This window comes from Granulicatella elegans ATCC 700633, assembly GCF_000162475.2.
GTDB lineage: Bacteria > Bacillota > Bacilli > Lactobacillales > Aerococcaceae > Granulicatella > Granulicatella elegans.
This window is the reverse complement of the sequence record NZ_KI391971.1, coordinates 97,942-122,427: the sequence shown is the minus strand read 5'-3', so window position 1 is coordinate 122,427 and position 24,486 is coordinate 97,942. Positions and strand designations below refer to the sequence as shown.

Here is a 24,486-nt window from a genome sequence, read left to right as displayed (position 1 = left end):
ATTTAAAAAAGAAATCGATTTTTAACGAATGTTCGCCTTATTTTTTGTTGTAATTTTCGTAAATTTCTGTATAATAGTTTTACTGGAGCAATCTTCAGCCAGAGCTGTCTTATAAGCTTTGATTCAAATTAAAGGAGGCTAACCAATGAAATTAAAGAGAAGCGAACGTTTAATCGATATGACACAACGATTACTCGATAATCCTCACACATTGATTTCATTAACAACTTTTACAGATTTATACCAATCTGCAAAGTCTTCCATTAGTGAAGATATTGCCATTATTAAACGCACCTTTGAAATTCAAGGAATTGGTATTGTTAATACACTTCCTGGAGCTGCAGGAGGCGTGATTTTCACTCCAAAAATTAAAAAAGAACAAGCATTAGAAGCAGCACAAAAAATTTGTGACCAGATGAATGATTCAACTCGTCTACTTCCTGGTGGATATATTTACTTATCTGATTTACTAGGAAAACCGGACGTTCTTCATCACTTAGGAAAAATGATTGCTTCTGCCTACGAAGACCAAAAAGTCGATGTCATTATGACTGTAGCAACGAAGGGTGTACCAATTGCTCAAACAGTTGCCAATTATTTAAATGTTCCATTTGTTATCGTTCGTCGTGATTCGAAAATTACAGAAGGAGCCACTGTAAGTATTAATTACGTATCTGGTTCTTCTTCTCGTGTTGAAAAAATGGAATTATCTAAGCGTACTCTCCCAAGTGGATCAAATGTACTAATTGTCGATGACTTTCTAAAAGCCGGTGGTACGATTAATGGGATGCGAAGTCTTATCAAAGAATTCGATTCTCATGCAGTGGGTGCAGTCGTTTTCTGTGAATCAGGAGTCTCTGGACACCAATTACAAGATTATTCTTCTATTATTCGTATTACAGAAATCAACACTGAAAACCAACATATCAAAGCAGAATTAGGCAACTTCTTCGAAACACATACATTTTTAGAAGAAACACATTAAAAATACAAAATAACAGAAAAAACTTTCCTTAAATAGCAAGGTCGCCAGCAGCCTCGCTTTGCGAGTCTCATGGCTAAAATTCGAGCCTCGGTCTCGAATTCTCCCTGTAAAATAAGCCACCAAAGTGGCTCATTTTACTATTGCTATTAAGAAAAGTTTTTTCTGTTATTTTTTCTTTACGTTATAAAACGGACTATACCCATTCACCATTTTCATTCAATTGATATCCATCAATAACGGTATTTTTTGCCATCTTACCATTTGATAGTACATAATACCATTTTCCATTTGATTGAATCCATTGATTTCTAGCATAAGATCCATCTTCATTTAAGTAATACCAGCTATTATATGAAGAATCGAAGATCCATTCATTTTTCGCCATGTATCCACCAGATTTCAAATAATATTGATCCTTCCATGTATTTTCTACATAATGACCATTTTCATCAAGATAGAACCAACTATTATATTTCGCATCATAAATCCATTCATTTTCTGCCATCGTTTTATCTGCTTTAATATAATAAGATCCAATCCATTGTTTACTTACAGCTTTTCCATCATTATCTACATAGTACCAACGATTACCTTTTTTCTCCCATTTATTACGAGAGACTACTTCTTTCGTTGTTTCTTCATTTTCTTTAGTAGTTTCTACTTTATTTGAAACAACTTCTGTAGTTTTCTCTTCTTTTTCTTTTGATGCAACAGGTTTTAATTCAATCGTACTAGTTGTTTCAGTAGGTTGAACTGATTTTAATTCCGGAAGCACTGAAGGTTTTTCAGTAATAGTTCCGCCATTATCAACCGGTTGAGTTGGAGCCGGTTTTTCAAGAAGTGGTTTTTCGATTTTTTCCTCTTTTGGCTTGAATCCTTCATTTGCATTATTTACTACTTTAGCATTATGAATATTTTGAATTTGTTCAATAAATACTGCTAACTCTTCTATAGTTATTGAACGAGGAATCCCTTCTCTATTCACTCCAATTAAGTTTAAAGTTTCAATTTTTTTAATAACTTTTTCTGCTAACTCATCCACTTTTAACTGAAGTGCTAATTTTTCAGATAATGATAATGAAGAATCTTGGTTAATTTCTAACTTTTCATTTAAAGCTACATTATTCACTGTGTATTTGTTCTTATTCATCGGTGCAGTGAAATGAGTATTTTGAATATTATCATTTACAAGACTCAACATCTTCTCAATTTTTTGAGTAAGTGAAAGTTTATCAAATTCTTTTGCATTATTATTCAATTTATTTCTTAAAAAATGGATAACAGGTGCTCCAAGATTCATTCTAATTTCAGAAATCACTTTTTCCTTTTCAACATCTGTATAGCGATTATCTGCTAGAATTAATTTTTCTTGTTCTTCTCTAAATTTTGAAACTTTAATTTTAATTACTTCTTCTAATACCTTTTCTTGATATTCACTTTTAGCTACGTTGAGTAATCTTTCATAATACTGTTCAGAATTTTCTCCATATCGTAAATCCTTATCAATAAATTCGACTATCTCATTTATTAGACTATTATTCAATGAATCATTAAAACCATATTTTTCCAATTCTTGTATATATAATTTATAACTTTCTTTCAAACTATTTTTAATTCTTAGTGGAGTTAAATAAATTTTTATATTTCCATCAAAAAATTTTTTATACTCACTAATTAATTCTTCTACTTTTTCATCAAATTTTTGATCATATCTTTTATTGTAGTTTAAATTTCCAATAAGCTTAGTAATAATTTCATTGATTTTTTCATCAGTAATACCAGAGTTTTCCAACTCTTGTTTTTTACTATTCACATAAGAGTTTAAAGCCTCTTTCACTTTACTTTTTGCTTTTAATGATTCAACTTCATTTTGAAGTTCATTTTTAGCATTCCTAAGAATATAATTAAGTTCTGTTTCTCTGTTCAGTCTATAGTAATATCTAGCATTTTTAGAAGCTTTTTCAAATGACGATTTTAGAATATTATTAAAATCTTCTTCTGAAATTCCTTCCTCTAATAGTTTTGTTTTTTGACTATTACCATACTCTTCAAACTGAGTTTTAGCATCTAAAGTAAGTTCTTTAACTTTAAATTCTGTTTTTTCTTGAACAATTCTATCAATATATTTTTTAACTTTCTCTTTTGAAAAAGGCTCTTCATATTCACTACCATTAGCATTTGTATGTACTTTTCTAATTTCAAGAATAATATCATTAATAGTTTCAAATGGTACTATATTATCTCCCAAAGCATATTTAACTTCTAGAATATTATCTATTTTTTGTAATAATTGTTTTTTCTGTTGCTCTGATAAAGAAGAATCCTGATTAATTTCTTGCTCTTCCTTCATTTCTGCATATCCAATAATGGATTCAATTTCATGATTATATAATTTGGATGTATTCCGATAAATTCTATATTCTCTAACATATTGAATAGTATTATCTAATATAGTTGGATAATTTGTTAACAAATCTTTTCGATCATCTTGATAATATCTAGTTCGTGAATAAGAATCTGTATGAAATGGGTAATCTTCAGTATAACTATCCTTCAAATCGCCTTTATACTCTCTCATCTCAGCAATCCATTTTTCCTTTTGAGTTGATTCAAAATAATTCGCATTTTGTACAATATCAATTGCTTTATCTAATGAATTTAAAATAAAATTATACGCTGTGGAATCTATTACTGTCTCAATAAATAATTTTTTAACTTCATCATTAAACTCATCTCTATATCCTTGATAAATTCGTTTTTCAACCCACTTATTAACTAATTCATCCAACTTTTCATTAGTAATACCATACTTAGCAACTACCGGTCTCATAGTTTTGCTAAATTCTTGTACTTCTTTCTTATATTTAATTTTTTCTGGACTTTCAGTCGCTGTCGTTGTTGTTGTTTCCTCAACGGCAATTATAGGTTTAGATAATTCATGTTTAATGATTTCTGCACTTGTGATACCAACCGTTGATACTAAAGCAAACGCAACTCCTAGTTTTAGAGATTTATGATTAACTTTCATTCTATTCCCTCTTTCCTGTTTTTTATGAGTTAAGTATACTACATCACAAAATTTAAAAAAACATTTTTTATCTAGCAAAAATAAAAAGAAAAGCTCCCTTTGAATAGCAGCAGTAAAATAAGCCACTTTGGCTTATTTTACAAAGGTAAATTCGAGACCGAGGCTCGAATTTTAGCCATGAGACTCGCATTGCGAGGCTGCTGGCGACCTTGCTATTCAAGGAAGTTTTTCTGTTATTTTTGCATACGTTATTACGTTAATTTTTACGACTGGAACGCAATCGAAAATAGCATCATCCATACGGGTAAAATCACGATATAGAATAAAGTTGTAATCGTAACAGCTGATGTCGCAAAATCAATATCAGCATTTTCCTCCGTTGCTAATAATGGCATAATGACCAATGTCGGAATTGTTGATTGAAGAAAGAACGTTTCTTGTAATTTCATTGGTAATTCAATCGAAAACAACTGCATCATTCCCACTTGGATAGTTAAAAGAATTGCCGGAAACAATACAAAACGCCCAAAAATCGATAAACTCATATCTCGATCGAACGTCAACGAACGAAGCCCCACTTGTGCTAAATGGATTCCAATATACATTAACGATAATGGAGTTACCAAACTACCCATATAGATCAAAGAATCCTCTAAAAATTCAGGAAGTGTCCATCCAAACCATACCCAAATCATACTACCTAAAAAAGCGATTAATGGTGGTGAGAAAATCCGACTCCATTGAATTCCTTTTCCAACATGTTGCTGATTATAATAAGCAAATAAATACGTTCCCACTGTAAACGTCGATAAAGTATTCACTACATAATAGACTAAAAAATAAGGCATAGCCTCTTCACCAAATAAAGATAAATTCAACGGTAGTCCCATAAAAATCGTATTTGCATTGACAATCGTATTTATCACCGTCGCCTTACGATTATTTGGAATACGAAATACTTGAACAATGATCCAAGCAACAAAATATCCAATAATAACACTCAACAGTGGAATTCCTAAACTGCCAACAAATTCGATCATTTTTTCCTTTGAAATAAATCTTAAAACAGAAATCATAATCGAAGCTGGTAAAGCAATTTTAATAATAAGAGAAGCAATACTTGTTGAAAAATTTTTATCAAACCATCCCTTTATTTGTAATACATATCCTAAACTAATCATGATGACTATCGTTGCCATACTTGAAAAGATTTCACCTAACATTTTAATCCTCCAATTTCTTAGTACAGTCACTATACTCTGCTTTTCCTGTACCTGTCAACATTCCATAAAATATAAAAAATCTCGAAAAATCTGCTAGACAAACTTTCCGAGACTTCAACTTTATTTCTTGAATTGATTTTTAATCATTGTTCCAAATAAACTAATGACTAAAATCATTAGGAATACACAAGTAATCGTAGCACCTGGTGGTGTATCAAATTCATAAGACATACTTAATCCACTAAAAATACCAAATATGCTAATTAAAATACCCGACACAATTACGCCTGTAAAACTTCTCGTTAAACGAATCGCAATAGAGGCTGGTAACACAATAACCGCTGAAACTAATAAAGCTCCAGCAATTGGCATCATCACTGAAATGACTACACCCGTAATAATCGTGAAAACTTGTGTCATCAAACGAACAGGTAATCCTGCCGTATAAGCAGTATCTTCATCAAATGATAAAACATATAATGGTCGTCTAAAAATTAAATATAACACGACTACAATAATCGCTAAAGCTATCATCAACCACATTTGTTGTTGTGTAATCGTCACAATGGAACCAAATAAAAATTGATCCACACTAATCGTTGAACGACCTTTTTGGAAATTCATTAAAATTAAGGCAATCGCCATCCCGCCGGACATTAATATCGCAACGGTCACTTCTGAATAACCTTTAAAATATTTTCCAATTACTTCTAACACAATAGCTGCTAAAACTACCACTACTAATGTCATAAAGGTAGGATTATAGCCTAATAATAAGCCTAGAGAAACACCCACTAAGGAAACATGAGATAAGGTATCTGCCAATAATGACTGTCTTCTTAAAATTAAAAATAAGCCCAAAATTGGTGTAATCATCGCCATTGCTAATCCTGTGATGAATGCTCTTTGCATGAAACCATAGAAAAACATCTCCATGGAGAATCCTCCTTTCTCATCAAATGAATATGTTTATCCACATAATGTTCCAAATCTTCTTCCTCATGCGTCACCATTAAAATCGCTTTTCCATGATGTGCACAACTGTGATGTAAAAGATGATAGAAACGCTCTCTACTTATTTTATCCATTCCTGCTGTTGGTTCATCTAAAACAAATAAGTCTGGATCTGTTGCAAAAATACGCGCTAAACAGATTCTTTGTTTTTGACCACCCGACAACTCGCCAATACGTTTATGGCGTTCATCCCACATTCCAACAGATTTTAAGGCTCTTTCAATATGTTCATGGTCTTCTTTATCTAATCGTTGGAACCAACGACCTTGTTGGTAACGACCTGAAGCAACTAATTCATAAACGGTTGAAGGAAATCCCACATTAAAAGAAGAAATTTGTTGTGGGGCATATCCAATGGATAATGTTTCTCCTTGTGTATTAACGGTTGCGATTGTTGCTTTTCCTTGTTTTGGAGTTAATAATCCTAAAATATTTTTTAATAAAGTAGATTTTGCTGCACCATTTTCACCTGTTAATATGACAAACTCTCCCGGTTCAACAGTAAAACTAATGTTTTCTAAAACGGGCTCATTATCATACGAAAATGATAAATTCTCAACTGAAACGTAACTCATACTAACTCCTTCCTTTTCTAAATCGTAGTAATTCTTTTTTATGTACGTTTGTTAGGATAGCATATTTTAGTACGAATAATCAAGAATTTACGATAGATAGAATTCTATTAATATCTAAAAGATTTACTCCACAACTAAAATAGGAATCAAGCAACCTAACATTGCTTAATTCCTTCAATAAAGTTAATTCAAAAATCCTATTTTATTCAGTAATTAAATCCATTCACCATTATCATTAACATAGTAACCATCTGGAGTAATTGTATTTATTATTAATTCTCCTAATGAATTTAAGTAGTACCATTTACTACCTACTTGTTGCCATCCTGTTAACATTTCTCCTGATTTATTCATGTAGTACCAATATTTTCCAACTTGAACCCATCCTATTGACATTGCTCCCGTTTCATCAAAAAAATACCATTTACTATCATCTAACAACCAAGCAGTCTCCATTGCTCCTGAAGAATTTAGGTAATACCATTTATCATTAATATACTGCCATCCAGTTTGCATTACACCGTTTTTATCTAGATAATACCAATTATCTGCTTGAATCCAACCTTTCACTATCTTACCCAACGTATCAAAGTAGTACCATTTCCCTTCAAGTTGTTTCCATCCTACTTGTACTTTATCTAATACTACATTTGAATTTGTTACTGTATTTTTAATTGATTTAGATTCATATGTGTTTATTTCTTCATTTTTTTCTAAACCGTCTAAAATTGAATTGCCTAATTTTTCATTACTAATACTTAATGTATTCTTTAAAATTTTATATACTCCATTCTCCGTTACAAGATTAAAATCACCAATGCTATCATTAATAACAGATTCTTTACCATTTTCAGTAGATTTGATAAAGGAAATGAAATCACTCTTCAAATTATAGAACCTATTATTTAAAACCATTATTTGACCTGTTGAATCCTCAATTATAATCCCCTTATCCCCACCAAAAATCTGATTATCAGAAACTGTTAAATTATTACTAATTCTTAATAATTCAATATTTGGTTGTTTAGAGTCTTCTGAAGTATTTTTAATTATATTTTTAGTCACAGCAATATCTGTTACTTTCCCAAGATATTCTGCATTATCTTTTGCAACTCGTATTGCTATCGTATTATTGTCAGAAATATTGAATTCATTTTCTGTAATATCTACCTTCTTATTTAAATCAAGTATATCTTTATCATTTTTATAACTAAAAGCATTTACTAGAGCTGCTCCGTTTTCTCGATAGATTACACTTTCTTCCTTATTCTTCTTATCAAAACGATTTCCTTTAATTAAAATATTAGTAAATCCTGTAAAACGAATTCCAGCATAAATCATATTATCAAAATGATTATTCAGAATTTTGATATTAGAAGGATTTTGTGTGGTAATCGCTTGATAATGTGTACCTATTCCTGTTACTAATTCACCGGACTTTTCACTCTTTCCAAAATATGAATTTTGAATAGTCACATTTTCAGACTTTACACCTGTTTCATTTAATGCGTAAGGAAACCCTTTCCTTGTCATTGGTTCAATTTGAATAGACTCCTTCGTAATCATTGCATTATCTTTTATTGTCTTAGGTAATGCCTGACCTAAGAAACGTGATTGATCTACTAAAACGTTTTTCGAACCTGCAATTTGAATAGCATGCCCCTGAAAACTATCTTTAAAAGTTACATTTCGAATTGTGACATTAGTACTGTTTCCAATTGCAAACCCGCCAGAAGAATTTATTAAAGGTAAATTCTTTGGTTTACTACCTTCTTCGTTTAATACACCATTCATATCAATTGTACCACCAGAAAAACTAATATTCTCTGTCGGTTCCCAAAAGATTTTATCCCCACCATTAATAAATGGACCAGTCATAAATACAATTGATGGACGATCTTTAAAATTGATTCCATTTAATATAGTCGCCTTATCATCCAAACGAATATCTATATTACTTTTTAACTGAATAATTTTTTTTACAAGATATGTTCCTTCTGGAAAATATAGTTTTCCTCCACCTAACCCTTTTGTTGCAGCATCAATAGCCTTTTGAATAGCTTCTTGGTCATCTGTTATACCATCTCCAACTGCTCCAAATTCTTTAACGTTTATAAAATCTTTCGCAAATTGAGAAATCTCTGTATTACTTAAAATTTTTCCGTTTACAGGTTGTATTGCTTCCATCGTTGAACTTATCTTTTCCTCAGTTACTAATTTAGCATTTGGATTAACTTCCTCCGCTAACACTAAATGAGTTCCTACTAAAGAAAACGCTAACAAAAATAAGCATGTCCCAATTTTTAATCTACGAATACTGCTTGTTTCATTATAAATATACTTTTCCATGGTAGCCTCCAAATTTATATGATTTGTTTCCCTATTTTTTATAACTATTCTTTGAAAAGTTATAAAAATGACACCGCTGTCATTTTCTTTCATAATATACACCTTGAACTAATTTGTCAAGGTATATACCATTAAAATTTTTTCTAATATCAATAACATTACATAATTCTTTAATTTTTTATAATAGGTTAAAATTTACATTTTCAAAATTCAAATATGGTTAAAAAGTTTGCCGTCTTATTAAACTTGCGGAAACTTCAACTGACTCTCTTTGTTCACCATTTATAATTGCTAAAACACCTTCAATCATTTCTTTCGCTAATTCTGTATAATTTGGAGCGATGGTTGATAATGCGGGAGTATAATATTTAGCTATTGGTATATTATCAAAACCAACTATTGTCAGTTGATCAGGAATCAATATTCCTTTTTCATAACATCCTCTAATAACACCTTGAACTTTTTCATCTCCCGAAACAAAAATAATATCCGGAATATTAGAAGTTGATAAATGCTCTTTTACATAATCATATACAGATTCAATTGTAAATAAGCCATATATAACTTCTAAATCAATATCATATCTCTTTTCCTTTACAAACTCTCTAACACCATTTTCACGATTTTTATTAACAAGAGATGGTCCACCCATTAATAACCACATCTTTTTAAAGCCTTTTTCTTCAACAGCTTCCATTAAATCATATCCTGCTTTAAAATCGTTATTTGAAACATAAATAACACCATCTGTGTGAGACTCTCCAAATACAATAAATGGCATATTATTCTTTTTCAAATATTGAATTCGACTATCATCTTTTCCTTCATAAAATACAATTACACCATCAACTAAACTACCTGTACTGGAAATAATAGAATCTTTAATAGAGTCTCCTTCTCCAAAATACTCAACAATTGCATTAACTCCTACTTCTTTACATGTCTGCAATACCTTATCTAGTAAAGTTTGAAACCAAATTAAAGGGAATGATTCCATTTTTTTCACAGATATTAAAATATTAATGGTTTCTTTTTTCGTTAAATTTTGAGCATAAGCATTTGGAACATATGATAATTCATCTATTACTTTCATTACAGCTTGATAGGTCTCAGGTTTAACTCTTTCTCCCCCATTAATAACTCTTGAAACAGTCTTTGGGGATACCCCTGATATTCGTGCAATATCATAAATAGTAATCTTCTTGTTATTTTTCATTTTTAGTCCTCAAAATAATCTAAATTTTCAAAGTGATTTGCCCTATCATTCTATCAAATATAATCCTAACATACAATTTATATTTTCATATTTTACTAACTAGATTTTTACTTCAAACAAGTCATTTTATGATAAAAAGGCAAGGTTACCCTCGCCTTTTTATCTTGCGTTAACTAGTTTCTTCTAAGTAAATAACTCCAACAATATCTGACAATTCTTCCATTAAACGAAGATGTTCAAATTTCCCAGGAAGTTCTAAAGTAATAAAGGACGCTATTTTCTTTTCAGGTACATCAAAATATTGAATTCGACTTTGATTCACTTCGCCAAAAGCTGTTCTTGAATCTGTAACACGAATATGTTTTTCAGCACAATATACTAATACACGATTATAGGCTTCTGTTGAATTTACCACTATATACAATTCAATAATTTTTGAACGTTTTTGTAAATATATTTTCAATGGTTGAAACATTGAAATAATACCCCAAATTGAAATAGCCGTTAATATAGCTCCTTGATAGAACCCAACGCCTATCGCCAAACCAATACCTGCAGCTCCCCAAATTCCTGCAGCCGTTGTTAATCCTGTTATCTTTTTATTTTCTTTTATAAGAATTGTTCCTGCCCCTAAAAAACCTACTCCCGATACTACTTGAGCGCCTAATCGTGTAGGATCCCCCGTTCCAAACTTATATGAAACAAACTCATTCGTCATCATTATTAGACAAGCTGCAACACAAACAACGCTGTGTGTGCGTATCCCTGCTGGCTGAGATTTTCCTCCTCTTTCCATACCAATTAGACTTCCTGCTACTAGTGACAAAACTATTCGTATTACTATTTCAATATTTGTTAAGGCTGTCATAATTACTTCCTAGTTGTTTTACTTTGTCTTTGTGTAAAGTATAGTACTGTTGAAGAAATAATCATTAATACAATAGTATATACAAAGACAAGAGCTTGTGCATTTGAAGTTGCTGTTTCATCACCTGCTGAACGAATAGTAATTCCTAGCGGCTGAGCCAATGGATGATACAAGAATACAGATAAATCGAAGTCTGTTAATAACGAATTAAAGTTAAGGGCAATGATTGAAAGAACTACTGGTAAAATAAATGGAATAATAACTTTCATCATTGTATAAAATGGTGATGCTCCCATACTACGAGCTGCATCTTCCATTTCATCATCAACGCTAAATAAAATAGCTCGAACCATACGATATGAGAATGGTATTTTTACAATAATATATGCAATTAATAGCATTACAAAAGTTCCAACTAAAATTTTATTTAATACAAGTGGTTGTGGTTGATTAAATGTAAAAAGTAAACTAATTGCTAATAATGTACTTGGTAGTAACCAAGGAAGCAAAGCTCCATATTCAAACAAGAAGTCAAATTTAGATTTATGTTTTCTAACCACTCTCGCAAAAACAACAGCAAGGACTGTTGCTGTAATGGCAGCGAGAATTGCATAAATAAAGCTGACTAAGAATGGTGAGAAAGCAACACTATTACTAAAGAATTGATAATAGTTTTCTAAAGTAAAGTTAGACAATGATAAATGTCCTGTTTGAATCGCTACTGGATCTGTAAATGAATATAAAATAATAAAAACTAAAGGCAATAAGAAAACTGTAAATAATGCATATGCAACAATATGTGCAATGATATTCCATGGTTTTGAAGATATCTTTTGCTTTTTCAAAGGTGCTTTTGTTTTAGAGATAGAAATATAATTTCCGCCTTTTTCAATTTTATTCATGATAGTTAATAAAATTGTAGTAGCAATCCCTAAAATAATCGCAAGTAAAGCAGCTAAATCACGAGAATTTCCCATACCTGCAAATGTAATAATCATTGGGTTAATGGTTTGGAATTGTTTGCCTCCAACAATCATTGGTGCTGCAACTGCAGATAATCCACTAAGGAAAATCATAATAGTTAATGCAAATAAGGTAGGTGTTAAAGTAGGTAAAACTACTTTTCTAAACACTGTAAACGGTTTTGCACCCATATTACGTGCAGCTTCAATTGTATGATAATCTACACTTCTAATCGTATTTGTTAAAAACAATGTATGATTAGCAGTTCCTGAGAAAGTCATAATAAACAATACTGCTCCATATCCAATAAACCAGTTAGGATCAAGTGAAGGAATAATGTTTTGTAAAACTCTTGTAATCATTCCATAAGGTCCATAAACAAATTTATAACCTGTCGCAAGAACAACCCCTCCATAAATCAATGAAGTCATGTATCCTAATTTTAAGATTTTAGCTCCTTTAATATCAAAGTATTCGGTGAATAATACACAAAGTACTCCTACAATGTTTACTGTAATAATCAATGAAAAAGCTAATTTAAAACTGTTCATAATACTTTGTAGAGCTCTTTGAGATTTTAAAACACGTTCAATTGCATTTATAGAAAAATGTCCGTCTTTAACAAATACATTCACTACTAAATCAAAGTTTGGATAAATAATAAACGTTACTAGGAACCAGACTAACCCTAAACGAATAAGCCAATCTTTCCAATTTAACTTTTTACGCATACTATCCCCTCCCTAATATTGAACAATATCTGAAGGTGTAATATATAGTTCTACATTTTCCCCCACAGATTTAATTGCAAATTGACTATCAATACGAGTCACATTGACAATTTGATTTTCAGATACTTGTATCGTATATCGAACGTTTACACCAGAAAATTCTGTATCAATAATTGTACCATTTAAGACGATATCTTCTTCTGTTTCACGTTTAAAACGAATTTTCTCTAGACGAATATATCCTTTCTTATCTTCTAAGTTTACTGATGGATTTTTAGATAAAATATCATGAACCGTTTCTTCAGTTAAGACATTAATATCTCCAATAAAATCACATACAAACTCTGTTTTTGATTGATGATAAATTTCAGGTGGTGTTCCTACTTGTTCAATAAACCCATTATTGAATACAGCAATTCTGTCTGATAATGTTAAAGCTTCCTCTTGGTCGTGTGTAACATATAATGTTGTAATTCCTAAATCTTTTTGCAGACGTTTTAATTCTTTTCTTAAATCTACACGTAATTTTGCATCAAGATTAGAAAGAGGTTCATCTAAACAAAGAATTTTAGGTTCTAATACTAATGCACGAGCTAATGCTACACGCTGTTGTTGACCACCAGATAATTCTGACACATTACGTTGTAATTGTTTATCAGAAATTTTAATTTTTGCAGCTACTGCTGCAACTTTTGCTTTAATAACATCTGGAGCAACTTTTTTTACTTTCAATCCAAAAGCAATATTATCAAATACTGTCATTGTTGGGAATAAAGCATAAGATTGAAACACAATTCCAATTCCACGTTTTTCAGGTTCTAATTTAGTCACATCTTTCCCATTTACTTCAATTCGTCCTTGAGAAGGATCAAGAAATCCTACTAAAGCTCTTAAAGTTGTTGATTTTCCACAACCTGACGGTCCTAAAAAAGTAAAAAATTCACCTTCATTAATTTCAAGATTAAGATTATCAATTGCAATAAAATCTCCATACTTAATTTGAATATTATCAAATTTAATCATAATGTTTTCTCCTTCATCTATTTCAAAAAGTCTCGCAAAGGTTCTTTCTATCTAATAGAGTTTAGACCCTGCGAGACTCGTGATACCATTTATAAAATTATTTAACGTATTCTAATTCTGCTTTTTCAACCCATTGGTCTAAGTATTTTCCAACAACTTCCCAATCAATAGCTTGTGGTTTAAGTTGTCCAACAAATTTCTTAGTATCTTCTGGTAATTCAGATACCGCATCTTTATTTGCAGGAATAGATCCAAAGTTTTTACTATATTCAGCTTGAATTTTAGCTTGACCAAACCAGTTAATAAATTCTTTAGCAAGTGCTTTTTTCTTACTAGTATTTAATACCATTGTTTGTTCTGTTACAAATGGAACACCTACATCTGGTGTCATTACTTTAAATTCTACATTTTGTTCTTTTTGTCCTACTAATGCTCCTGAGCCCCAAATCATACCATATTGAACAGGACTTTCTTTATCTAAAACTTTAACGACTGTACTTTCACCTTTTTGAAGTGTATATGCATTTGCAAAATAATCTTTTGCAACATTCCAACCTTTTTCAGATACACCTAAATCTCCTTTTTCATCAAGATAACGAACTAAGATACTTGCATAAATCGCACGTCCAGTACCACCTGTTAATCCATAAATTGAATATTGACCTTTATATTTACTTGCTAACTCTGTCCAATCTTTTGGCATTTCTTTCGCTTCAGGATTTCCAACTAATACTAACGGTTGAACAATCACTGGATTATAAAAACCATCTTTATCTGCTAATGATGAATCAATTTTATCAAACCAATCAGGTTTAAATTGTTCTAATAATTTTGCATCTCGTAATTTATTTGAATCTACAGCTCCAATCCCAAATACCATATCAGCAACTGAATTATTTTTTTCTGCAATAACACGATCTGCAAGTTGTGCACCGGCAATATCAACCATACGAATATTAAATCCTGCTTCCTTAGCTTGAGCTGTTAACCAGTCTCCACGCCCGTTTGATACCGAGTTAGAATAGATTACTAATTCTTGACTTTTATCTGCTTTTTCATCAGCTCCTGAGTTAGAATTAGATGAAGGATTTGTACTACTTGAACAAGCTGCTAAAGCTGTAGCTGTAAATACTGTTGTTAATAATTTTGATAAAAATTTCTTAGTTTTCATAATAAAACTCCTTTTATGTTAATTTTTTATTTCCCAAATTTTTCATGATATGGAACAAATTGTCTCATATCTTCAAACACTGTATAATCAATACGATTTACAGTAATTACAGGTACTTTCTCTAGTAATACTTTTGTTAATTCTTCTTTTACTTTTTTAAATTCCTTATCTTCTTCTTCAGTTAACGGAATTCGTAAATATCCAATTGAGATATGAAATTGATATCGATCATGATTAGGGAAACGTACTCCTGCTTTTTCTGAAACATATGTACGTATTTCTTCTAATCTTTTAGCAGATTCTTCATCAGCAGGTTCCACTAAAATATTTTGATTTCCCATTTCAGTTACTCTCATATGAATATTTTCATTCAATAATGGAAATATTTCTAATTGTTTTGCAAAATAATCATGAATTTCCTGCAATGGGGTATCTAATGATAAGTGACTACTCCAAAACTCTGGTTCACGATTCTCATGACAAAGTAACTCAATCACTGTCATGTGAATCGATCCTCTAGGTGTTAGAGTAAATTTATCAATAAATGGTAACTCTCTATAACGTGATTGAATAATATCAACTACTTCCATCAAGTCAGATTTACTGTATAAATTTGCAACTACAGTATTTCCTGGGAAATGGTTAAATTCACCATTTTCTTTAAATTTAATTTTAGTAAGATTTTTCATAAACTTCTTCCTTTGTTATCTTGTTTTTGACACCGGTGTCAACCCGATGAGTTCATTATACTTTGCAAACGTTTTATTGTCAACCGCTTTCATTTTATTTTTTTAAATTTTTTGCAAAAAAATTACGCCAAATTTTGACGTAATTCTTTTTAGAAATTTATTTATATTTTTATATTTAAGCTATTCTAATTAATTCCCACTGTTTCAATAAATCTCTTAAATCCTTCTCGACCAGATTGGTTATTTTTATACACACCAGCATCTTCCAATACTCTAGCAAAAATTTGCCCTACTTCATATTGAATAATTTTAGTAACTTCTTTTTCTTCTATATTTGAATATTTCTCTTTTAATTGTTTAGCCCAATCTAAATGATACTTTGCTATTTCATTTGGTTTATTTAATAAAAATTCCTCTACTTCTTCTAATTCTGTTTTTAAGCGAGGTGGTAGAATTGCAAGCCCCATTACTTCTATTAATCCAATATTTTCTTTTTTTATATGATGGACATCTTTATGAGGATGATAAACGCCGTCTGGATGTAATTCAGATGTATGATTATCTCTTAAAACTATATCCATTTCATACTTTCCATCAACTTTTCTAGCAATAGGAGTAACAGTATGATGCGGAGTATCACCTGTTTTTGCAATAATATCTAATTCAATATCTGTATAATTTTTCCATTTCTCCAATATCTTCGATGATAATTCTATAATTCTCTTTTTATCTTTTCCACGCAATCTAATAACTGACATTGGCCATTTAACTATTCCAGCTTCTATATCTTCAAAACCTGTAAATTCAAAATTTATATCATAATCTGCTTTTTCCATTGGGAATACATATTTTCCACCTTGATAATGATTATGACTTAGTATAGAACCTCCAGAGATAGGAAGATCAGAATTTGATCCTACAAAATATCCTGGAATAATATCAATAATATCTAATAATTGTTCAAATGTCTTAGGAGTAATTGCCATCGGAACATGTTCTGAATTAAAAAAGATAGCATGTTCATTAAAATATGAATACGGAGAATATTGAAATCCCCACAGTTCTTCTCCAAGATTCATTCTTATAATTCTATGATTTGCTCTTGCTGGATAATTCACTCGTCCTTGATAACCTTCATTTTCCATGCATAAAAGACATTTTGGATAATTTGATGGTTTCAGTAATTTTTCAGCTGCGATTGTTTTAGGGTCTTTTTCAGGTTTAGATAAATTAATTGTAATTTCAAGATTTCCATACTTCGTTTCTCCGTGGAACGCAATATTTTTTGAAATAGCAGATAACTTAATATAATCATTATCCTTACTTATTTGATAAAAATTTTCAATTGCCTTTTGAGGAGATAACTTGTATGAATTCCAAAAAATTTCATTTATAAGACTTGGTATTGGAGTAATAAAATTCATTAACTCTGCACCTAAACAGTCTTTTTCTTCAACTGTCGTATTAACTTTTCCATTTTTTTCTGCTATTTCCACTAAACTATCTTTTAGGCTTTTTATATCTTCTTCCTTTGTAAAAGTGTCAATTCCTTCCTCGCCTACTAAAGCTAGTACCCTATTTTTAACATAGGAATAATCCATTGAACTATATACTCCGTAGTTGATAACTTTCTCTACAAATTTGTCAATTAATGGTTGCATTATTTTCTCCTTTAACTTTATATATTAAAATTTCCTTTGTAATATCGCCTTACAATTCAACAACTAATATACTTGCATCATCTTTTTTTCCATAAATAGGATCAAGTTCTGTCGATTGTTTTCTCATTTCGATTAATTCCTCAAAACTTTTAGTAGTATTTTGAGAATAATAATCATAAAATCCATCACTCATCAAAACAATTTTATCTCCAGTAACTTCAAGATTTCCATATAGCGCATGTTCAATACTTGCATCATCTAAAGAACCAATCCAATAACCTTTCTCTTTATTAGCAAGGCCTCTAATTTTTTGTAAAATTTCTTTTTTATTTAATACATTTAATCCTTTTTTTGAATTTTCTATTTCATTTTTCCCTAAATCAAATAATCGATCCACTCTATGATCCGTTAATTGTTCATCATTTACTAACATGACGCAATCCCCAAGGATTAAATATTCAAGTTTTCTTTGTGACAATCTAGCAATAATAAAGGCAAATGTTGGTAATTTATAATATTCTTCATGATTGGAATCATTTAAACCTATAATATTTCTAACTTCCTTTATAGCATTTTGAAAAATAGTCTTTAAAGATTCTTTTTCATTGCAATGTACTTTTAGTTTTTCAGATAATAGATGAGTTATCTCAGAAACAGAGTATCCAATAGACTTTTTTGAATCATATAAATCTGTAGCCCCATCAATAATCCAAAAATAATTTTCAATATTCCCTAAGGCATCCTCATTTTCCATTGCTGTTCCTTGTATAGAACAAATATTTTTTATTTTCATACTTTCTACCCCCAATTCCAATAAGATAAGTTAATTCTATCGTTAAAAAATTCCAACTAACACAAATTTAGTTAGTAAAATCTTTAGAAATATAAAAAAACAATTATGACACCGATGTCATTTCTTTCATCATATACCTTCAAAGTATAATTGTCTAGAAAAATATAATAAAAAGTATCAAAAATGTAAACGCATCATTCATGCTTAGTTTATGGACAAAAAAAAGCAGGCAATGACAATTGCCCACTTTTAATCGATTATTTTAAAGTTGCTAAATGATCTTTTAAGCGTTGAATCACTTTTTGTTCATAATCTGTACGAACTTTTTGAGAAATTTCTGCTTTTGAAAATGGTAAAGTACCTTCTTTTTCTAAATAAGAATCTTCTATTTGAATAAAGTGCCCAGAAGCTCCTAATCCTACTCCAAAGTAATCAGCACTGTATGATTTTCCGAAATTCACTCCTGCAACACTTTGAGCATGATCATATTCGATTCCATTGAATAAGAATAATAAGATAGCTTCTCTTAATTCAGCACGAATAGTAAAGTAATCTTGATTTTGGAAATCTGTGCTAATCGCATTTTCATAATATTGGCTACCATTTGATTTTGAATTATCTGTAGAAGTTAGTATTCCATATTGTTCTACTACTTTATTAATGGCATGCGCATCATGACCTTTTCCATCTGCAATAAATCTTCCATCATTAATATATTCTTTAGCAATTTGCTCCGCAATAGTAACCATTGTTTCTGTTACTTTTACTGGCGAATAATTCATTTGTTTTCTGACTGAATTAATTAACGAAGCAGCATACAGGTTTAGGGATTGTTTCATATCTTCTGGCATTGAACGAAGATTATATTTTGCCAATAATGTATTAGAAATAGCTCCTATTTCTTTTTGATTTTGTTTTAATAATGATTTACTAATAGTATTTAAAGCCGATACATTCTCTTGATTTTTACCTTGAGCAGTTGAACCATATTGATTCAAACGTTTTGCATATTCTTCATTAATTGAAATTGAATCCTCTGATTCTAACCATTGAATCGCTTTTTCTAATGCTTTCTTTTCTTCTTGTTGACGTTGAGATTGAACAGCACCATCTAAATTTCTTCTTAAATGATCCTCTTCTGATTCACGCATTTTACCATCTGATTCTAAATAGTATCCATCTACTTCTTGGTCATAAGCATACGTTCCATCTGATTTTAGATAATACCATGCTTCATAAGACTTATCATAAATCCATTCTAGTGCAGCCATTTTCCCGTTTGATTTTAAATAGTAAGAACCTACCCACTCATCATGAGCATAAGATCCATCACCTTTTAAATAATACCATGCATTTTCAAGAGCATTTTGTACCCACTCAGAAACAGCCATCTTTCCATCAGCTTTTAAATAATACTCTTTTTGCCATTCAGAACGAGCATAAGCACCATTCCCTTTTAAATAGTACCAAGCTTTATAATTTTTATCATAGATCCATTCTGCCATAGCCATTTTCCCATTGGAATTTATATAATAATCCCCTTGCCATGTAGAATAAGCATAAGAACCATCACTTTGTAAATAATACCAACCTTGATAATCAGCATCATAAATCCATTCTTTTTCAGCCATTTTTCCATCAGCTTTTAAATAATAGTCCCCTTGCCATTGTTTAGTCACCGGCTTTTGATTTTGATAAAAATACCATGAACCATTTTCTTTAATCCAACCTTGTTTTGAAGTTTCTTCTGCATGAACTGCAGCAAGACTTGTTAAAGTAATAGTTGCTAGTAATGAAATAATTTTTTTATTCATAAAGTGCCTCCTTTATTCCTTACTGTTATTGTACCGAATCTTGTATAAAAAGCAACTAATAGCCTATAAAGAGAAACTCCACTATCAGGCACAACTCTGATAGTGGAGAAAAAGGGAAAACACACCAAAATGATGGCAACAAATGGGTGTTTTACTTCAATTCGAAAGCACATGTTTCCTGTTAACAGAAACAATCCGTTAAAACTATATAAAAAGCCCCTCTCGTTATTAAAAACAAAAGGGGAATCATCGCATAATCATAGATTAGAATAAAATACTAGTTTAAAAACTGTAAATTAGCCTTCTTCTATACTTGATCGTCATTTTCCTTCGCTGGCATTATCCAGAACAGGTTCAATGGGTATGATCTCAGCCTTTCGGCACCCCAAATGCTTCTCTATTGAATTGAGTTCAGTATAACATGTTTCCTATGAGAAGAAAAGAAAACAATACTTTTTATTAGCGAATATGATGGTCATAAGCAAAAATTACTAATTGCGTACGATCTCTCAAAGCTAATTTTGATAAAATTGTACTAATATTATTTTTAACAGTTCCTTCAGATAAAAATAATGCTTCTGAAATTTCTTTATTATTTAACCCTTGAGAGACAAGTCGAATCAATTCAATCTCTCTTTCTGTTAAACCGAATGAAGAAATATCCGTTTTTTCTATCGTAGTTGGTGCTTTTGGTTGCATCACTAATTTTTCAGAAACTGTCGCATCCATCACTACTTTTCCAGACAAAGCAACTTTAATCCCATCATAAATAGCTTCATAACTGCTATCTTTTAATAAATAACCTGAAGCTCCATATTGCATCGCTTCGACAATATATTCTGTATCTTGAAAGGTTGTCACCATTACAATTTTCACTTCTGGATAAGCTTCTTTGATAAGTTTAGTTCCTTCAATACCTGTACTTACTGGCATACGAATATCCATTAATACAACATCTGGCACTTCGATTTTGCAACATTCAAACGCTTCTCGTCCATTTCCAGCTTGATGAATCACTTCAATATCTGGATAAGTTTCTAGCATAATTTTTAAACCTGAACGAATTAATTGTTCATCATCTACTAACATCACTTTAATTTTTTCAGACATTGGCTTCTCCTTTCAATTTCATTTGCACTGTAAACCCTTGTTCAGTATTTTTGATTTCTAATTGCGCCTGTAGTTCATGCAGTCGCTCTTCTAACGCTTTTAATCCACCTTCTAGTGAAATAGCTGAAGATCCTACTCCATTATCCATAATTGTTACAATGAGTTCATTTGCAGAATACATCATTAATAGCGTAATTTTAGTTGCTTTTCCATGACGAATTGCATTTGTCGTTGCTTCCTGCACTCCTCTAAAAATGGTTAATTCTTGCTCTTTAGAAAGTTGAATTGTTGGTTTATTTTGTCGAAATACAAATTCCACACCACTATGTTGTTTTGTTTCATAAATAAATTCTTCTAAAGCTACATTTAGTTGTTGTTTCGTTAGTTGTTCTGGTTTTAAATCATGAACTACAGTACGTACTTCTTGCAATCCTTTAACTGCAAATTCTCTTAATTGTGAACTCATTTGAGAAACTTGAGGATTATTTTCTTCACTTAATTTACTAATCGCTCCTAGTTGAATAATAATCGTTGAAAGACTATGTCCAACTGAATCATGAATTTCTCTTGATATACGATTTCTCTCTTGTAAAGTATATAATTCCTTCATCGTTCCCATTGTATATTGCGCTTGTTGCAATTCCTTTTTCTGCTCAAACAATTGATTTTCTTGATCTTTTAATAAATTTTCTTGTTCATTTAATTTTAAAACAAGATGTGCACCATAATAAAATAATACATTTCCAAAAATCATTACTGGAATTGACCACCATTGTTGTTGCTTTATCCCTAATACAATAACTACTAGAGTAATCATCCCTTGAAGTATAATGGCATGTAAAGATGAAAATCGAAAACTAATCTCGAAACATAATAAAAGCATTAAGCTAATAAAAATATTTCCTGTAAAATAACAAAATGTCAAAACTGCGATACCTTGAGCTAAAATTGCCCAAGGATATTGAATCGAATAGTAATCTAATTGAGCTACAACAAGAATAACAAGAAATAGTAGCAAGTGATAAGCATTCACCGGATGATACAATGCCCACTCTACAAGAGCTGTCATTAACAAGCCATAGCGAATTAAAAATTTTAGTTGATTTTCTTGAATCATTTTCATAATAGGAATCCTCTAGCGACTAAAAAAATCATCGCAACACTATTACTCACAAAATGCATTAACATAGATGCCGCAACATTATCCTCATAATAACGATACATTCCTACTAAAGGAATTGTCAAAGGAACATACATCAACGCCGCACTCCAGTCAATTCCACCACTATTAGAAATTGAATGCAGTAAAACAAAAAAGAAAATTGAAATTGCTGTTAAAATCCAAGGATTTATTTTATCTTTAAAAGCTCCAATAATCGCTTCCCTAAATACCAATTCTTCTACAATAGGTGCAACTACACAAGTTAAGATTAGCATTAATACAATAGATGTAGAACTTAATAAAGATTCAATATTCGCTTGATTATCTGTCTGCTGTAATGGAACAACAAGTGCTAAAAGCAAAGTGAGAACTACTCGAACTACATAGCCAATCGCAATATCTCGAACAAATCTTCTTTTCACTAATCTTTCAAATCCTCTTTGAATCACTTCTCGATAAGACCAGACTGCATACATAGCTGTTATTAATTGAACTAAAATATACACTTTTCTATCCACATGCAATGTACCATCTTCAGCCTGTGTTAAAAAAAATCGAGGAACAATCATTAAATTAGAAAAATAAACAAACCATAATAATACTGCCTTTTTCTTCATTCTTTACCTCCATTAATGGAAATCTTTATGTTCTAAACTATAAATTTTTTGAATTTTACCATCATGCCAAACAACACCATGTAAAGCCCCACCAAAAACAGCTCCACCGTCCATTCCAATTTTTCCATCATGTTGCCATAATTTCATATAATCTCCATCTTCATTTAATCCTTTTAATGGAGTATGACCAAAAATAATTGTTTTTCCTGTTGTATTTTTTCCAGTATGGAAAGGTTCACGAATCCAATAAAAATCTTTTGGAACAGTGTCTAACCAATGATCTAATCTTAAATCGACTCCAGCATGAACAAATAAAACATCTCCTTCATCAATATATAAAGGGCGTTCTCGTAAAAAAGAAATTAACTCAGGATATTGTTCTTTTACTAATTCGCAATCTTTTAAAGAATCAATTTCTGTATCTACAGGACGATTTAATAAATGGTTAATCGTTGTGTTTCCGTTGTTTCTCATATAATGATCAAATCGCTCTTCTGGATTATCAATCCACGCTAAAAACATCACTTCATGATTTCCCATTACATACCAAGCATTTTTTTCTTTTACATATTTCATAGCTGTTAAAACACTTTTTTTATTATTTGGTCCTCTATCAATTAAGTCTCCAAGGAAAACTAATTGTTGAGTACTTTCATCCCAATTCTTTAACATTTCATCGAGCATTTTATCTTCTCCATGAACATCTCCAATAATAAAATATGTTTTTTTCATAAATTTCTACAACTCCTCTTTAAGCATACGATGATTATACCATACTACAAAGTTTCAAAAAAGCTTGTAGAATTATGTTAAAATAGCTAAACAAAAAAAGACTGGCATTTACCAGTCTCACTTAATTTTATATTTTTATGTAAGCTACTTGCCGGGATTGAACCGGCGACCTCCACCTTACCAAGGTGACGCTCTACCGACTGAGCTAAAGCAGCAAGCTACTGAATTTTGGGTAAAAAAAAAGAACTCCGCAAGTAGGACTCGAACCTACGACATCATGATTAACAGTCATGCGCTACTACCAACTGAGCTATTGCGGAATATTGAAAAGCGTGGCAACGTCCTACCCTCACAGGGGGAAACCCCCAACTACTATCGGCGCTAAGAAGCTTAACTTCTGTGTTCGAGATGGGAACAGGTGTATCCTTCTTGCCATCGTCACCACACTTCTCTTTGAAAAAGCTCTCGCTCTCTCAAAACTGAATCTATATCCAAACTTTCCTCATTTACCTTCAACCTTGGTTAAGTCCTCGACCGATTAGTACTAGTCCGCTCCATGCCTCACGGCACTTCCACTCCTAGCCTATCTACCTGATCGTCTCTCAGGGGTCTTACTCATTTAAAATGATGGGAAATCTCATCTCGAGGGGGGCTTCACGCTTAGATGCTTTCAGCGTTTATCCCGTCCACACATAGCTACCCAGCCGATGCTCTTGGCAGAACAACTGGTACACCAGCGGTGTGTCCATCCCGGTCCTCTCG

19 protein-coding genes, 2 tRNA genes, 1 rRNA gene, 1 riboswitch and 1 other annotated feature are annotated in these 24,486 nt (G+C 31.2%); of the genes, 1 reads left to right on the top strand and 21 read right to left on the bottom strand.

What is annotated here, in order from left to right; all coding sequences use genetic code 11:
• Window positions 1–145: 145 nt before the first annotated feature.
• On the top strand, window positions 146–985 hold the full coding sequence (gene purR / locus HMPREF0446_RS00485) for a pur operon repressor (protein WP_006703729.1): 840 nt from the start codon (window positions 146–148) through the stop codon (window positions 983–985).
• A gap of 193 nt (window positions 986–1,178) precedes the next feature.
• On the opposite strand, the gene HMPREF0446_RS08660 is transcribed toward purR, so the two are convergent.
• The 21 genes from HMPREF0446_RS08660 to rrf form a co-directional block, all read right to left on the bottom strand.
• The gene (locus tag HMPREF0446_RS08660; RefSeq protein ID WP_006703730.1) at window positions 1,179–4,013 is read right to left on the bottom strand and encodes a mannosyl-glycoprotein endo-beta-N-acetylglucosaminidase; all 2,835 of its coding nucleotides are present in this window, start codon (window positions 4,011–4,013) and stop codon (window positions 1,179–1,181) included.
• A 263-nt stretch (window positions 4,014–4,276) separates the two neighbouring features.
• Window positions 4,277–5,236, bottom strand: a complete 960-nt coding sequence (locus HMPREF0446_RS00475) for an AEC family transporter (protein ID WP_020991227.1) — start codon at window positions 5,234–5,236, stop codon at window positions 4,277–4,279.
• A 120-nt stretch (window positions 5,237–5,356) separates the two neighbouring features.
• On the bottom strand, window positions 5,357–6,172 hold the full coding sequence (locus tag HMPREF0446_RS00470) for a metal ABC transporter permease (RefSeq protein WP_006703732.1): 816 nt from the start codon (window positions 6,170–6,172) through the stop codon (window positions 5,357–5,359).
• Window positions 6,121–6,825: a metal ABC transporter ATP-binding protein gene (locus HMPREF0446_RS00465; RefSeq protein WP_006703733.1), complete on the bottom strand. Its 705-nt coding sequence runs from the start codon at window positions 6,823–6,825 to the stop codon at window positions 6,121–6,123. The genes HMPREF0446_RS00470 and HMPREF0446_RS00465 overlap by 52 nt, the downstream gene beginning before the upstream one ends.
• Window positions 6,826–7,038: 213 nt before the next feature.
• Complete coding sequence (locus tag HMPREF0446_RS00460) at window positions 7,039–9,174, bottom strand: glycosyl hydrolase family 28-related protein (protein WP_020991226.1); 2,136 nt, start codon at window positions 9,172–9,174, stop codon at window positions 7,039–7,041.
• Between the two features lie 220 nt (window positions 9,175–9,394).
• A complete protein-coding gene (locus HMPREF0446_RS00455; protein ID WP_006703735.1) occupies window positions 9,395–10,390 on the bottom strand; it encodes a LacI family DNA-binding transcriptional regulator in 996 nt (331 codons plus the stop codon).
• Between the two features lie 169 nt (window positions 10,391–10,559).
• Window positions 10,560–11,258, bottom strand: coding sequence for an MgtC/SapB family protein (locus tag HMPREF0446_RS00450; protein WP_006703736.1), 699 nt, complete (start codon window positions 11,256–11,258; stop codon window positions 10,560–10,562).
• Between the two features lie 2 nt (window positions 11,259–11,260).
• On the bottom strand, window positions 11,261–12,952 hold the full coding sequence (locus tag HMPREF0446_RS00445; protein ID WP_006703737.1) for an ABC transporter permease: 1,692 nt from the start codon (window positions 12,950–12,952) through the stop codon (window positions 11,261–11,263).
• A gap of 12 nt (window positions 12,953–12,964) precedes the next feature.
• Window positions 12,965–13,975, bottom strand: coding sequence for an ABC transporter ATP-binding protein (locus HMPREF0446_RS00440; RefSeq protein WP_006703738.1), 1,011 nt, complete (start codon window positions 13,973–13,975; stop codon window positions 12,965–12,967).
• Window positions 13,976–14,072: 97 nt separating this feature from the next.
• Window positions 14,073–15,146, bottom strand: coding sequence for an extracellular solute-binding protein (locus HMPREF0446_RS00435; RefSeq protein WP_006703739.1), 1,074 nt, complete (start codon window positions 15,144–15,146; stop codon window positions 14,073–14,075).
• Between the two features lie 26 nt (window positions 15,147–15,172).
• A complete protein-coding gene (locus HMPREF0446_RS00430) occupies window positions 15,173–15,835 on the bottom strand; it encodes a DUF1868 domain-containing protein (RefSeq protein ID WP_006703740.1) in 663 nt (220 codons plus the stop codon).
• A gap of 185 nt (window positions 15,836–16,020) precedes the next feature.
• The gene (gene galT / locus HMPREF0446_RS00425) at window positions 16,021–17,496 is read right to left on the bottom strand and encodes a UDP-glucose--hexose-1-phosphate uridylyltransferase (RefSeq protein ID WP_006703741.1); all 1,476 of its coding nucleotides are present in this window, start codon (window positions 17,494–17,496) and stop codon (window positions 16,021–16,023) included.
• A 49-nt stretch (window positions 17,497–17,545) separates the two neighbouring features.
• Window positions 17,546–18,289 (bottom strand): protein phosphatase 2C domain-containing protein, encoded by a 744-nt coding sequence (locus tag HMPREF0446_RS08215; protein ID WP_006703742.1) that lies wholly within the window; start codon window positions 18,287–18,289, stop codon window positions 17,546–17,548.
• A 257-nt stretch (window positions 18,290–18,546) separates the two neighbouring features.
• Window positions 18,547–20,103, bottom strand: a complete 1,557-nt coding sequence (locus HMPREF0446_RS08915; RefSeq protein WP_006703743.1) for an SEC10/PgrA surface exclusion domain-containing protein — start codon at window positions 20,101–20,103, stop codon at window positions 18,547–18,549.
• A 308-nt stretch (window positions 20,104–20,411) separates the two neighbouring features.
• Window positions 20,412–20,501, bottom strand: a riboswitch (TPP riboswitch).
• Window positions 20,502–20,562: 61 nt separating this feature from the next.
• Window positions 20,563–21,213, bottom strand: a complete 651-nt coding sequence (locus HMPREF0446_RS00405) for a response regulator (RefSeq protein WP_040507374.1) — start codon at window positions 21,211–21,213, stop codon at window positions 20,563–20,565.
• A complete protein-coding gene (locus HMPREF0446_RS00400) occupies window positions 21,206–22,336 on the bottom strand; it encodes a sensor histidine kinase (RefSeq protein WP_006703744.1) in 1,131 nt (376 codons plus the stop codon). The genes HMPREF0446_RS00405 and HMPREF0446_RS00400 overlap by 8 nt, the downstream gene beginning before the upstream one ends.
• Window positions 22,333–22,992 carry a CPBP family intramembrane glutamic endopeptidase gene (locus HMPREF0446_RS00395; protein WP_006703745.1) on the bottom strand — a complete coding sequence of 220 codons (660 nt, stop codon included), beginning with the start codon at window positions 22,990–22,992 and terminating at the stop codon, window positions 22,333–22,335. The genes HMPREF0446_RS00400 and HMPREF0446_RS00395 overlap by 4 nt, the downstream gene beginning before the upstream one ends.
• Before the next feature lie 12 nt (window positions 22,993–23,004).
• The gene (locus tag HMPREF0446_RS00390) at window positions 23,005–23,724 is read right to left on the bottom strand and encodes a metallophosphoesterase family protein (protein WP_006703746.1); all 720 of its coding nucleotides are present in this window, start codon (window positions 23,722–23,724) and stop codon (window positions 23,005–23,007) included.
• Window positions 23,725–23,866: 142 nt separating this feature from the next.
• Window positions 23,867–23,939: transfer RNA gene (locus tag HMPREF0446_RS00385), tRNA-Thr, on the bottom strand.
• A 31-nt stretch (window positions 23,940–23,970) separates the two neighbouring features.
• Window positions 23,971–24,044, bottom strand: a tRNA-Asn gene (locus HMPREF0446_RS00380).
• A 10-nt stretch (window positions 24,045–24,054) separates the two neighbouring features.
• Window positions 24,055–24,170, bottom strand: a 5S ribosomal RNA gene (gene rrf, locus HMPREF0446_RS00375).
• 84 nt (window positions 24,171–24,254) lie between these two features.
• Window positions 24,255–24,486, bottom strand: a sequence feature (23S ribosomal RNA rRNA prediction is too short).

What these genes read in the sequence shown, in the direction of transcription:
- purR (WP_006703729.1), top strand. Translation starts at nt 146, where the DNA reads ATGAAATTAAAGAGAAGCGAACGTTTAATCGATATGACACAACGATTA.
- HMPREF0446_RS08660 (WP_006703730.1), bottom strand. Translation starts at nt 4,013, where the DNA reads ATGAAAGTTAATCATAAATCTCTAAAACTAGGAGTTGCGTTTGCTTTA.
- HMPREF0446_RS00475 (WP_020991227.1), bottom strand. Translation starts at nt 5,236, where the DNA reads ATGTTAGGTGAAATCTTTTCAAGTATGGCAACGATAGTCATCATGATT.
- HMPREF0446_RS00470 (WP_006703732.1), bottom strand. Translation starts at nt 6,172, where the DNA reads ATGGAGATGTTTTTCTATGGTTTCATGCAAAGAGCATTCATCACAGGA.
- HMPREF0446_RS00465 (WP_006703733.1), bottom strand. Translation starts at nt 6,825, where the DNA reads ATGAGTTACGTTTCAGTTGAGAATTTATCATTTTCGTATGATAATGAG.
- HMPREF0446_RS00460 (WP_020991226.1), bottom strand. Translation starts at nt 9,174, where the DNA reads ATGGAAAAGTATATTTATAATGAAACAAGCAGTATTCGTAGATTAAAA.
- HMPREF0446_RS00455 (WP_006703735.1), bottom strand. Translation starts at nt 10,390, where the DNA reads ATGAAAAATAACAAGAAGATTACTATTTATGATATTGCACGAATATCA.
- HMPREF0446_RS00450 (WP_006703736.1), bottom strand. Translation starts at nt 11,258, where the DNA reads ATGACAGCCTTAACAAATATTGAAATAGTAATACGAATAGTTTTGTCA.
- HMPREF0446_RS00445 (WP_006703737.1), bottom strand. Translation starts at nt 12,952, where the DNA reads ATGCGTAAAAAGTTAAATTGGAAAGATTGGCTTATTCGTTTAGGGTTA.
- HMPREF0446_RS00440 (WP_006703738.1), bottom strand. Translation starts at nt 13,975, where the DNA reads ATGATTAAATTTGATAATATTCAAATTAAGTATGGAGATTTTATTGCA.
- HMPREF0446_RS00435 (WP_006703739.1), bottom strand. Translation starts at nt 15,146, where the DNA reads ATGAAAACTAAGAAATTTTTATCAAAATTATTAACAACAGTATTTACA.
- HMPREF0446_RS00430 (WP_006703740.1), bottom strand. Translation starts at nt 15,835, where the DNA reads ATGAAAAATCTTACTAAAATTAAATTTAAAGAAAATGGTGAATTTAAC.
- galT (WP_006703741.1), bottom strand. Translation starts at nt 17,496, where the DNA reads ATGCAACCATTAATTGACAAATTTGTAGAGAAAGTTATCAACTACGGA.
- HMPREF0446_RS08215 (WP_006703742.1), bottom strand. Translation starts at nt 18,289, where the DNA reads ATGAAAATAAAAAATATTTGTTCTATACAAGGAACAGCAATGGAAAAT.
- HMPREF0446_RS08915 (WP_006703743.1), bottom strand. Translation starts at nt 20,103, where the DNA reads ATGAATAAAAAAATTATTTCATTACTAGCAACTATTACTTTAACAAGT.
- HMPREF0446_RS00405 (WP_040507374.1), bottom strand. Translation starts at nt 21,213, where the DNA reads ATGTCTGAAAAAATTAAAGTGATGTTAGTAGATGATGAACAATTAATT.
- HMPREF0446_RS00400 (WP_006703744.1), bottom strand. Translation starts at nt 22,336, where the DNA reads ATGAAAATGATTCAAGAAAATCAACTAAAATTTTTAATTCGCTATGGC.
- HMPREF0446_RS00395 (WP_006703745.1), bottom strand. Translation starts at nt 22,992, where the DNA reads ATGAAGAAAAAGGCAGTATTATTATGGTTTGTTTATTTTTCTAATTTA.
- HMPREF0446_RS00390 (WP_006703746.1), bottom strand. Translation starts at nt 23,724, where the DNA reads ATGAAAAAAACATATTTTATTATTGGAGATGTTCATGGAGAAGATAAA.